The organism is Phycisphaerae bacterium, assembly GCA_035384605.1.
GTDB lineage: Bacteria > Planctomycetota > Phycisphaerae > UBA1845 > PWPN01 > JAUCQB01.
Genome location: DAOOIV010000015.1, coordinates 58,458 through 71,061, shown reverse-complemented (window position 1 = coordinate 71,061; position 12,604 = coordinate 58,458). Strand labels below are relative to the sequence as shown.

At 62.5% G+C, this 12,604-nt stretch carries 7 protein-coding genes; 4 read left to right on the top strand and 3 right to left on the bottom strand.

Translation table 11 applies throughout. The features are described 5' to 3' along the window. Positions 1 to 628: transposase (locus PLL20_06015; GenBank protein ID HPD29530.1), on the top strand; the 628-nt coding region annotated here is incomplete at its 5' end. Between the two features lie 704 nt (positions 629 to 1,332). Here the strand turns inward: PLL20_06015 and PLL20_06010 are convergent. The 3 genes from PLL20_06010 to PLL20_06000 form a co-directional block, all read right to left on the bottom strand. Then, positions 1,333 to 2,556 carry an ATP-binding protein gene (locus PLL20_06010; protein HPD29529.1) on the bottom strand — a complete coding sequence of 408 codons (1,224 nt, stop codon included), beginning with the start codon at positions 2,554 to 2,556 and terminating at the stop codon, positions 1,333 to 1,335. Positions 2,557 to 3,288: 732 nt separating this feature from the next. Beyond that, positions 3,289 to 5,349, bottom strand: coding sequence for a right-handed parallel beta-helix repeat-containing protein (locus tag PLL20_06005; GenBank protein HPD29528.1), 2,061 nt, complete (start codon positions 5,347 to 5,349; stop codon positions 3,289 to 3,291). A 253-nt stretch (positions 5,350 to 5,602) separates the two neighbouring features. Further along, positions 5,603 to 7,537: a transketolase gene (locus PLL20_06000; protein HPD29527.1), complete on the bottom strand. Its 1,935-nt coding sequence runs from the start codon at positions 7,535 to 7,537 to the stop codon at positions 5,603 to 5,605. Positions 7,538 to 7,763: 226 nt separating this feature from the next. Between PLL20_06000 and PLL20_05995 the strand changes: the two genes are divergently transcribed. Genes PLL20_05995 through PLL20_05985 form a run of 3 tightly spaced genes read left to right on the top strand, consistent with a single transcriptional unit; the run spans position 7,764 to position 12,212 of the window. After that, entirely contained in the window at positions 7,764 to 9,887 is a 2,124-nt protein-coding gene (locus PLL20_05995; GenBank protein ID HPD29526.1) for a carboxypeptidase regulatory-like domain-containing protein, read from the top strand. 4 nt (positions 9,888 to 9,891) lie between these two features. Further along, positions 9,892 to 10,749, top strand: a complete 858-nt coding sequence (locus tag PLL20_05990) for an NAD(P)-dependent oxidoreductase (GenBank protein ID HPD29525.1) — start codon at positions 9,892 to 9,894, stop codon at positions 10,747 to 10,749. Between the two features lie 14 nt (positions 10,750 to 10,763). Next, a complete protein-coding gene (locus PLL20_05985; GenBank protein HPD29524.1) occupies positions 10,764 to 12,212 on the top strand; it encodes a hypothetical protein in 1,449 nt (482 codons plus the stop codon). Positions 12,213 to 12,604: the final 392 nt, after the last annotated feature.

Sequence of the window (12,604 nt, the reverse complement as noted above, 5' to 3'; positions counted from 1 at the left end):
GGACCCAATCATGCCGCGTGCTTTTGACTGGCGCCGAGCATGGATGTCACACAAGGGCTCTCTCCCGCACTTGCGGCAGGAGGGAGTGGTGTACTTCGTCACCTTTCGGTTGGCCGATTCACTCCCTGCCGAAGTGATGAAACGACTGCGCGCCAAGCGCGATGCATGGCTGGCATCCCATCCGCCGCCTCTGACCGAGGAGCAAATCCAGGAGTACCGAAGGATCTGGACGGCTCGGATCGAGAAACTGCTGGACAGCGGGCATGGCGAGTGTGTTCTTCGGGATCCCGCGTGCCGCAAACCAGTCGAGGCAACCCTGCGACACGATGACGGCAAGGCTTACCTTCTGGGTCGCTTCGCGATCATGCCCAACCATGTTCACGCCCTCCTGCAGTTGCTCGCCGACAGCGATCTGTCCAACACGCTGCAAGCCTGGAAGTCGATCAGCGCCCGGCAGATCAACACGTATCTTCGTCGATCCGGATCGCTCTGGCAGGATGAGTCCTTCGACCACATCGTGCGCGACGACGCCGCCATGAACCGGTTGACGAAGTACATCGAGGACAACCCCCGCTGCCTCCCGGTTGGCAGCTACACCGTTGGAACCGGCCTGCTTCAGGCACAGTAAACCCGACGCCTGGGGCGACCCATCAAGCAGGCCCAACGTCCGCGGCGTGCCGCCAAGTAGGGCCGACGCTTGCGGCGGGCCATCAAGTAGGGCCGACGCCCTCGTCGGCCCACCACTGTAGAACAACGGCCCTGTTGGCCCGTGGGGGACCCAATCATGCCGCGTGCTTTTGACTGGCACCGAGCATGGATGTCACACAAGCCGTACACGTAGGGCCGACGCCCTCGTCGGCCCATCTCGGCACGAGTAACACGGCCGTCGACCTCTTCGATCGCCGCCGGCCACCATACGCCCTCGTCGGCCCATTCATTCTCCCGTGTTCCGCTCCGATCAGCTCTCTCCGGAACACCCGCCGTGTTACCCCTGTATCCAGAAACCGGGAGACACTGCGCTCTTTGACAAGTGAACTACCGCGTAGGAAGCAGCCACCAGCCGCAGAGGCGAGCGTCTGGCCAAGCAAATCTGGCCGCTCACTCCTGATAGCTTCTTACCAAAGAAACCCAAAACCAGGCAGGCTGGGCAAAATGGAGAATCTCCGCTCATGCGCTCGACCATCGGCATTCCACGGGCCAAAACTCTGCCCAGCCAAATCTGACCCACAACCGCAAGTCGTTAACCGCCAACTCGTTTTGCGGAACGAAGCCAAACTTGGATAGTCTGGGAAAGATAGAGAATCCCCACTCTCAAACTCGCCGTTCCGATCTTCACAACCACCCAACGGGGATCGCATTGACATTTTCGCCGAGCGGAAGGAGATCCTTCGACAGGCAGACGACACCGGCCTCACCGACCTTCATCTTGAGCTTGCCGAGCGGGTTGAAGAATGCCGCCCAATCCGGCCCCGGTGACGCGGATTTCTTGACCTCGAGTGGATACAGGGTGCGGTTCTGCAGGAAGATGAGATCGATCTCCTTGCGATCTTTGTCCCGGTAGTAGTAGACCTCAGGACTTTGACCTCGATGCCACCAGCTCTTGAGAACCTCGCTCACGACGTAAGTCTCCAGGACGGCGCCGGACATCGCCCCGCTTTCGAGTGTTTCCGGCGACGACCAGTCCGTGAGGTAAGAGCACAGCCCGGTATCCAGGAAGTAGAGCTTGGGCGCCTTGACCAGCCGCTTGGTCACGTTTGTGTGGTACGGCGAAAGCAGGAACACCTGCATGCTGCCCCGGAGAATGGAAAGCCAGCTCTTGGCCGTGTTGACGCTGATATCGGCGTCGCGAGCCAGATCGGAAAGATTCAGCAGGTTGCCCGTCCGGGCGGCACATGCCTTGAGGAACCTCAGGAAGGCCGCTTCGTCTCCAACCTGCGTCAGGTCCTTCACGTCCCGCTGTAGATAGGTCTGGAGATACGAACTGTAGAATAGATCGCGGTCCTTCACCGGCCCGGCGGTCAAGGCGGGGAATCCGCCCAACCAGATATCACGATAGACGTGCTTGAGCGATGAAGACGCATGTGAGCCCTCGCGTTCCTTGAGCCGTTGGCGTGTGGGTAGGAACGGGGCGACATCCAACCGGAGCCGGTGCCGTTCCCGAGAGGAGAAGCCAAGGAGATTGACAATCGCCACCCGGCCGGCCAGCGTTTCCGAAACGCCCTTCATGACGTGAAACTGCTGCGAGCCCGTCAGCCAGAACAGGCCGGTCTTACGCCGGGAATCGGCTGCCATCTTGATGTAGGGCAGCAACTGCGGCGCGTATTGGATCTCGTCGATCAGGACGGGCGGCTCAAACCTCTCCAGAAACAGCGCCGGATCCTGGACTGCCAGAGCCCGGATACCCGGGTCATCGAGCGTCACGTACCTGCGGCCGCGTTCCGCCGTATGCTGTAAAAAGGTGGTCTTGCCGACCTGTCGCGGACCGGTCAGCAGCAGCACGGGAAACTGTTCCGCAGCCTTCCGCCAAGCGTCGTCGATGGCTCGGGGGTAGTACATGGCCAATTCCTTTATCGGCTAATTTGCAATCTAAATGCAAAATAGCCGATACGGGCCACCCGGTCAACCCCGACCCCGCATCCCCGCCGCTTCCCCCTTGGCAGCCACGCCGTTGAACGCAGTCTGCTTCAAGCACAGTAGGGCCGACGCCCGGGACGGGCCGCACGTAGGGTCGATGCTTGCGGCGGGCCATCAAGTAGGGCCGACGCCCCCGTCGCCCCATCAAGTAGGGCCGACGCCCTCGTCGGCCCATTTCGGCACGAGTAACACGGCCGTCGACCTCTTCGATCACCGCCGGCCACCCGACGCCCTCGTCGGCCCATTTCCGCTGCAACCAGTGTGCTCCTCGATCACTCGACCCGTCCGGCAAGGAGGATTCACCCAACACCCAAGCGCCGACGGAGCCATCGGCACCAAGTAGGGCCGACGCCCTCGTCGGCCCACCACTGTAGAACAACGGCCCTGTTGGCCCGTGGGGGACCCAATCATGCCGCGTGCTTTTGACTGGCACCGAGCATGGATGTCACACAAGCCGTACACGTAGGGCCGACGCCCTCGTCGGCCCATTTCGGCATGAGTAACACGGCCGTCGACCTCTTCGATCACCGCCGGCCACCCGACGCCCCCGTCGCCCCATTTCCGCTGCAACCAGCGTGCTCCTCGATCACCCGGCCCGTCCAGGAAGGAGGCTCTGCACAACACCCACGTGCCCACCCGGCCATCGGCACCACTTCATTGCGCTTCTGGCAGCGCGGACCGGTACTCATCCTTCTGCAGCCCGATCTTCTCCACCGGGATGCGCTGGAAACCCTTGGCCCACATGGGTGAATCGGGCTTGAGCTGGAACCGGTTGGCCTCGCCGTCCTTGAGGTAGACTTCCTCGTCGATGGAGTTGTCCTGCATGGCAACCACCTTGTCGGTCAGGCCGTCGTGCAGATCGATGGCCTTGCCGCAGCCGACCATTACGTTGCGAACCAGCTCGTTGTACTTGGCCAGGGCTGGCTCATCCTGGTAAAGCGTAAGCAATTGCGGGTACCGCGTGCTCCACGGTGGCTCCTTGTAGGGAACCGCATTGAGCCGTTCCACCAGCGTGTTATCCGTCCGGTCGAAGTAGTACTTGGCCCAGCCCAAACCGCGCGAGTCGACGTGGATGCCAATGTTGCAGTCCACAAGAATGTTGTTCTCCACCGTGTTGTCACGTCCACCGCCGACGAGCACCGCCCGAAAGACCTTGTAGCAGATGTTGCCATGGACCTTCACATCGCTGGCCCAGTCATCGAGGTAGATGGCCTGTGTGCCGACCCAGCTCTTGAACTCGCCGATGTGGTGGAAGTAGTTGTGGCGAATCACGTTCCCTCGCCAGGTCCAGTCGCGGCCCATGTAGAACGCCCCGGCGTCGTCGGTTTCCATGACCACATGGTGCACCTCGTTCAGTTCAATCACGTGTTCGTTGCCGCTCAGGCCCAGGGCCATGTGCGGGGCGTCGTGGATCAGATTGTTGGCCGCCCGGCAACCGACGCCGGCCAGGCTGACGGCCGTGCGGTAGGTGTTGCTGTTGCGGCTGTAGCGGTAGATGTGGTTGTTGGTCGCAAAATGGCCGCCGGGGATGAGCTTCGCGCGGTCGCCGCCGCTGAGGCTGATCCCGCCGTCGCCGGTGTCGTAGATGTCGCAACCGGCCACGCCGTGCTTCTCACCGCCGTTGACCACGACCGCCTGCCCGCCGATATTGCGTAACGTGCATCCGGCGACGAGGTCCCGCTTGCCGCCCTTGATGGTAATCGCCGTTCCACGAACGTACTCGAATACCAGCCCGCGGAAGGTCACATCGGTGACGTTCTCCATCCTGACCGCTGTCCCCAGCACCGACACGTACGTCTCGTTTGTCGCCAAGCCCGCCGGAGGCCAGAAGTAGAGGGTGCCGCTCCTGCGATCCACGTACCATTCACCCGGGCTGTCGATCTCCGAGAGAAGATTGATCGCGTAGTAGCGCTGCTCCTTACGATACCCGTAGTGGTGATACGGCGTGGCCAGGTTGATGATGCGCTTTTCAGTATCGATCGACTCAACCTTCTGGTACGCGTCGGCCCAGTCCCAGAACCAGTAACCGTGCAGCCAGATGTCGCTCTCGCCGATCCAACGTTTCGGCCGATCGCCCTCGTACGTGAACTTGCCGACGGAATCGCCTTCCTTCCCGTGGCTCTTGATCGGCTTGCCGCCCACGACGTCCGCGATCTTGGTGAAGCCCTCGTTCGGCCATCGCGACAACTGCATCGGCTTGCCGCCGAAGAACAATTCGATGCGCTTGGCCGCGGCCACGGGATCGCCAAAGTCGGTCACACCGGCGGCCTTGAGATCGGCCTGCATGACCTTGCCGCGTGCCGCCGGTTCAAGCCGGTCGAGAATCGCCCGATCGGTAACAGGTCTGAAATCGGAGACCCTCTTGCCGCCCAGCAGACGCACCTTCTCATCCTTGTACGCCCGGTATGCAATCGGCATCTTCTCGCTGCCGCTGTCCTCGGCCACAAGCTCAAAGGTCTTGTCGAGATGGTAATCCCCGCCGCGGATCCAGACAGTGACGCCGGCCGGCGACTCACCCGGCTTCTTCTTCATCTTGCGGATCTCGTCCCTGGCCCGCTCCAGCGTCGCAAAGGGCCCATCGGTCTTCTGCTCATTCGGCGCGGCAAGCCCGCCGGACCACGCGTCGTTGCCGTTGGCGGCGACGTATAGTTCCGCAGCCGATTGCGTCTGGGTCGCAAGAATCATGACAAGCGAGAAAAGCAGCGTGTTGCACATGACCAACATCCTCCATCTCAGCGAGTTATCTGAGGTGTGTCACTGCTCTGCGAGCAGTAACGTCTTCTCGCACTGCCGACACGGCAGTTGCACACGCAAACCGTACACTTGCGGAAAGAATACGGGCCTCCCGCCGCTTGTGCCAGAGGGAGGCCCGTTCACGTTTCTCAAGTAGGGCAGCGTCGAGCCAAGCGAGACCCGCCGTTTCAACAAGAAGGCGGGTCTCGGTCGCCGTGGCGACCTCAACTATGCCCTACCGGAGTTCTTTCACCCGGGCAACGATATTCTGTACGCCGAGGCCCAGGGCGGCTAGGACGATGTCGCCATCCTTGCCGGACTTGGGAATCCGCGGGCAGGTCATGGCAAAAACCTTCACGTCGCCGCCGCGAGCGGCGGCCTCGGCCAGTGCGGCATTGAAACCGCCGGCGAAATTGTCCTCGACGGTCAGAATCCTGCCGTTGGCCTTCCGCGCGGCGGTGAGAACCGGCTCGGCATCTATTGGCAGGCAGTAAGCATCGAAGAGGTTGCACTTGATCCCGGCCTTCTCCAATTCGCGAACCGCCTTCAAAGCCAGCGTCGTCATGTAGCCGCTTGCCACGATGGTCACGGAGTCACCCTCGGCCAGTTTGCCGCATCCGCCGAGCTTGAAAACCGCATCCTGCGGGTAGATCAGCGGGACATCCGGACGGTGCGTGCGGACGTAGCACAGACCGTTGATGTTGGCGGCCATCTCGGTCAGGCGGTAGGCGGCCACCGCATCAGCCGGATGGAAGAGGGTCAGCGCCGGGTTGCCGCGCCCGTCTTCCGCCGTGGTGTACGCTCGGAAATACGCCATGTCGGGCAGGCTCATCTGGCTGGGACCGTCAGCGCCGAGCGAGCAGCCGGCGTGCGAACCGACGAGTTTGACGTTCGCCCGAGTGATCGCGGCCATTTCAAACTGGTCATACCCGCGGGCCAGGAACTTGGCGAAACTGCTGGCAAAGGGGATGTAACCGGCGGCCGAGAGACCCGCGGCCGTCGAGATCATGTTCTGCTCGGCGATTTTGCACTCGAAGAAACGGTTCGGGAACGCCTTGGCAAAGACGTTGGCGAAAGTCGAGTTGCTGACGTCGCCGTCCAGAGCAACGATTCGTTCATCGGCGTGACCAAGGGCGAACAGCGCTGCTCCATAGGCTCGCCGCGTCGAGAGCTTGTTCTTGGCCACCGCCTCGATCATTCCGGTCTTGGCCACGGCCTCGGCAAACGGCATGACCGCAATCTTGTCCCTTTTCGCCGGACCGTTGGCCGAGGGCGGCATCGGCGGCTTGGGCGCCGGGCCGCAGACCTTGGGGAGCTTCAGTTCGGCAGCCACCTTGTCCAGGCTGGCCTCAGCCTCGGCGACCTGCGCGGCCGTCAGCGGCTTGCCGTGGTTGGACTTATCCTTGAGCGAATCGACGCCCCAGCCCTTCTGCGTGCGGGCCACGATGGCAACCGGAACCGAGCCCTTTCCAACCTTGGCGACCGCCGAAGCGATCTGGTCCATCTTGTGGCCGTCGATGTCCTGCACGTCGTAGCCGAAGGCCTTGAGTTTACCCACCAACACGTCGGCCGACTGCTGCTTGGACACGTAATCCGCCTGCCCTTGGCCGTTGCAGTTGAAGATCGGGCAGACGTTGACCAGCTCGTGGTCGATGATGAAGTCGAGAGCCTCCCAGATCTGCCCCTCGCGCGACTCGCCGTCGCCGATGATCACGAAAATCCGCTTGTCGATCTTGCTGAGCCGAGCGCCAAGTGCCAGGCCGGCACCAACCGACAACCCCTGCCCGAGCGAGCCGGTGGCCGCGTCGAAGAACGGAAATCCTTCGGCCGGGTTCGGGTGGCCGTCGAGAACACTGTCGAGTTCGCGAAGGCTCTTGAGGTCATCGAGCGTCAGTGCCCGTTTCGCGGCCGGAGACTTGCCGACCACCCCGCCCAGATCCGCATATGCGGCATAGACGATGGGTACCGAATGTCCTTCGCTCAAAACCAGCCGGTCGCTGGCCGGGTTCCACGGGTCGGCCGGGTCGTAACGCATCTGCTCGTACATCAGCGCGGCGACGATATGGGCCAGCGACAGAGCACTGGACGGGTGCCCCGAACCGGCGGCGGTGGTCATTCTCACAACGTGCTTGCCCAACTCAATGACGCGGGATTCCAACGGATTGCTCATCCTAAATTCCTGCCAGCTATAACATTACAATCGCTTGGCCCCGATGACCGACAGCGGATGCGACAGCTTAGCGGGTCAGGAGCACCCTTTCAAGTGGACGCCGGGCCGGCTGTCCTCGCAAACCGACAACACCTTCCGTTGCGGCTCTCCAGGAGCCCGAGTATCGTCGGTCTTCGGCAACCGACATGGGCACTATCCTTCCCTGGCGTGAAGCGAGGTTGACGACATGAACTGCAAGTGGCTCGTCGGCGCAATCGGCTTGTTGGGGACCGTGCTGGCACTGGCTGCCCATGCCGCCGAGAAGGTCCCGTTGCCGGAGTCGTCCTATGCGCTGCCGAACAACTTCTACGGGGCGCACTTGTTGGTCGGCGACGGCGCTGACGGCACGAAGGGCGATAAGCACCTTCGCTGGGCGCGGTTTCTGGTCGGGCGATGGGGCTATGCCAAGACCTTGCTGGCGGACATTGACAAGAACACCAAACAGCCGCCACAGGGCTGGATCGATTACGTCAACAAATGCTATCAGCTCGAGTTGATCCCCGTACTGCGACTTGGGGGCCACTACGGTGGCGGGGGCTGGCGAAAACCCGAGGCCGACTCCCCGGGCGATTACACCTCTATCGCACAGGCGGTCAAACGCGTGGTGGCCGGCCTGCCGCGGACGGATATGTGCCCGCTTTACATCGAGGTGTGGAACGAGCCGAACCTGGCGGTCGAATGGAGCGGCAAAGCCAACCCCCAGGAGTACGCGGACTTCTTCGTGGCGGTGGCCAAGGCAATTCGCTCCATCGGCGACCCGCGAATCAAGATCCTCAACGGCGGTTTGGCGACCAGCCCCGAGTGGGCCGAGGCCCTCTGCAAAGCCAACACCGAATTCATCAGTTCGTTCGACCTGTGGTCGTGCCATCCCTACCCGATGAACCGCCCACCGCACTTGAATCATCACAACAAGAATATCAAACCGGACTCCGAACTAAGCATCGACAGCTACCTGCTCGAGTTGGCCAAACTGCGGGAGTGCGGCCGCGACAACGTCAAGATCATGATCACGGAAACCGGGTGGGACCTGGGCAACGCCGTGTACACCAAGTCAGAAGGGCACCCGATCATCGACGAGTACAACCGCGCGGATTACGCGATGCGGGCCTTCCGCGACTACTACCCGAACTGGCCCGAACTCGTGGCGGTCTTTCCCTTCGAGTTCTCCAACGAGGGTTGGCAGCAGTTCGATTACGTGTATCCCGAAAGCGGCATCAATCCGGACGGCTCGCCCACCAAGCCGCATTACCAGTACACGGTGGTCGCGGCTCTGGCCAAGCCGACCGACACCACGGGGGCAATCAGCGGAACAGTGACGGTCGCCGGCCTGGACGTTCGGCTCGACGGTGCCGAAGTGAGCATCGGCGGAAAGCCCTTCACATCCGACCCGATGGGCAACTACTTCTTCGGCAGGCTTGAACCGGGCTCTTACAGCCTGAGCATCAGCAAGCCCGGCTTCAAGGCTCTCAAACAGAAGGTTCAGGTCGCCGCGGCGAAGAACAGCGTCGTGGACGTTGCCCTGGAAGCGACCCTCAAGACCACGCTCAGCGGGGTGGTACGCAGCGGTGATGATGACAAACCCGTGGCTGGGGCGGTGATCACGCTCCAGCCGGGCAAACACGAGGCCAGGACCGACTCTGACGGCCGGTACATTCTCGAGAATGTCATCCCCGCCCGCTACAAGCTGTCTGCCACGGCCCAGGGTCGCTATAAGTACGAGGCGGCCGATGTCCGCATCTCCAGCGAGCAGGAGAACCGGCATGACCTGCGGCTTGGTCAGCTCGCGAAGCTGCCGCCCGGTGAGAACATGCTGAACAACGCGAGCATGGAAGCCGGTGGCGGCGGCGGAGGCAAGGAATGGATCGCCCTGGGCTTTGAGACGCTGAAGGTCGACGGAGACGTGATGAGATCAAACCCCGGCGGGGTCGCCGACAAGACAGCCCACACCGGGCGGCTTTCGCAAAGCATGCGAGTGTCACCGAAGGAAACCGTCATCCGTCAGATCACGCACTACAACACTGCCAGGGTGGGCACGAAGTATTTCGCGGGCATCTGGATCAAGACCGACTGCCCGGATGACCAGGGGGCCGCCTGGATCACATTCGATGCCACCGACAACAGCGGCGGTGTTGTCGGGCGTCTCGGTCCGAGCCGCAAGGTCACCGGACGCAGCGAGTGGACATGGGTATCCCTGGAAGGCCCGGCCCCCAAAGGCAGCGAGCGGCTTTCGCTCAATTTGCACACCCAAGGCAAGTCGGGTGTCGCCTATTTTGATGACGCGTTCGTGGGAGTGGTGACGCCGGCGAGGTGAGACCGTGAGACTTTTTGTGACCGGTGCGGCGGGGCGACTGGGCTTGCGCGTGCTGGAGCGGTTTTCGCCTTCGCACGACATCGTCGCGTTTGACCGTGCCGACCCGCCGAGAAGCCTGCCCGCGAGCGTTCGCTACGTTCAGGCCGATCTTCGAGACGCAAGAGCCGTTCGCGAAGCCTGCGCCGGGTGCCAGGCTGTGGTTCACCTCGCCGCGATCCCCAGTCGGATGCCGACGATCCCGCAATCCGAGATCTTCGCCATCAACACGCAGGGGACGTACCACGTTCTCGAGGCGGCCGACCGCGCCGGAGCGGGCATGGTTGTTCTGGCCGGCAGCCTGTGCGCGATCGGGCTGCCGACGTCGCTGGAGAATCATGGTCTGTCGTACCTGCCGATCGACGAGGATCACCCTTGCCGACCGAATCATGCCTACGACCTGAGCAAGCGGCTCAACGAGCTGACCGCCGAGACCTTCTCGCGTTTGAGCGGTGTGCCCACGATCTGTCTGCGGTTCCCGGCTCTGATCGACGTTCGACACGATAAGTGGTTTGCCAGGGAGATTCACAGCTCGTCGCCGAGACTGGTGCTGGGTGATTACCTCGATTTCTCCGACGCGGTCGGCGCAATCGAGACGGCCCTGCGCCGCCGCGACCTCAAGCATGAACTTCTGTTCGTCAACGCCGAGACGATCGGGACCGCTACACCCACAGCCCAGTACGTGCAGAGATTCAACCCACGAGTCGAATGGCGCGGGCCGGCTCCGAATGCCACCACCCCTCTGATCAACTGCGCCCGGCTCAAGCGCGTGCTCAACTTCACCCCGGCCGTCACCTGGCAGCAGGACATGGCCGTGTCAGGGTAAGTGCGGAGGAAACCATGTTCACGTGCGTCGGTCGTGTTGAGTACCCCACCACTGCTTCGAGACCCGCGGGCGGCAACGCTCCACTGCTTGCTTTGATGATCTTGCCGACAACGCTGCTTGCGGGTCTGACGCCCTGTCTTGCCGACACCGCCAGTCAACCGGCCACCCCCAGCCAGGATGTCGCCAGGTTCGTCGTCCCTGTTCGCTGGGAACGATTTGCGTCACCGAACTTACGCAACAAGGATGTGCAGACCGCTGCGCGGATGCTGCTCAACAGTGTCCGCTATAACCTGGCCTGGGCCGGCGTGGCACTGAAGGAGGCCCCGGAGGGCGACTGTTACCTGATCACCGATATGAACGAACCCGGTATTCGCCCGCCGGCCAGCGCGGCGTGCGGGATCGCCACGGCCATCGCGGCCGGTATCTACGACGAGAAAACCTGCGGCATGCTGAAGGGCCAAGCCCTGTCACGGACGCTCAAGATCATCAGAGATGTCGCTGCCGTTCACAGAGTCAACGGTGACCCGGCTAAAGGCTGGGGCGACCATTGGCAATCGGCGCTCTGGGCGATGCTGGCCGGCCGTGCCGGCTGGATGCTCTGGGAGCACCTCGATCCGCCAACCCGGCACATGACCGCGGCGATGATCGAATACGAAGCCGACCGGTTCATTCGCCCGGGCTACACCGTGCCTTACTGGAACGGCAAAGGCGGCGACAGCAAAGCCGAGGAAAACGCCTGGAACGCGACGGTGCTGCAGTTGGCGATCGCGATGATGCCGCGGCACCCGCGCGTACCGCAGTGGAAGGAGATCGCCAGCGAGTTGATGATCTCGGCGTTCGCTCGGGAAGAGGACATGAAATCGAACACCACGATGCTCGACGGTCGGCCGGTGAAAGAGTGGCTCAAAGGCTACAACATCCGCGACGACGGTGCCCTGGTCAACCACAACATCATCCACTGCGACTACATGACCACGGTCACGCTGAACCTGCACGCGTTGTTGCTCTGTTCGCTGGCGGGCCAACCGGCGCCGCAGAGTGCCGACTTCAACGCCGCACTGGTTTACCGGTCGCTGATCGAGCAGAACTGGCCTTCGCCGCCGTACAGGCCACCTGGCGGGACTATGTACGTCCCCGGCAAGGCGGAGGTCTACTACCCCGAAGGCACAGACTGGAGCGACTATCGCTTCGACATCTTCTACTGGATCGACTCTTACGCGCACCTGTTCGGCTGGGACAAGGGTTTGAGCCACCAGGCGAGCGATTGGATGCGGCTGCGGGCCGGGCGGATTCTGGAGATGCAGGGGCGTCACCCCGACGGCCGCATGTTCGCTAAGGGCGAGTTCGAGACCTATGGCGGGGCCGAGCAGATGACCTGCTGGGTAATGGCCGACGCATTCCTCTTGCACTGGCTCCATGACGCCCAAACGCTGAGCCGACAGGCTGACTGGAATCAGCCTTGAGAGCGCGCCGCAAATCCACGGCCCGCCTATATCCTATCAGGCATCTTGCCGGTGGCTCCCACGGCTTGCGGGATTACCCTGGTATGAGCTACCATTGCGGCATGATGGTGGGGGGTTCTTGGTCCCGATGTGACGCCGGCGCGGGCAACGGGTTCCCAGGACGCGTGTGAAAAGGGTAGAACACGGTCGCAGCCCTGCGAAGTCTCATGGACGAAGCAGGGGCGGAGTCCTGCCGACCGAGCTTGGCAATACGGCAGGTCTCGGTCGCCGCGGCGACCTCGACGCTGCCCCACCGAATGCTCGCGGCTGTTTTCACACATGCCCCGAGGGTCGCGCACCAGCAGCAGGCGGCATTTCATGTAGCCGTGCACCGCCGCGGTTCGGGAGTCGGT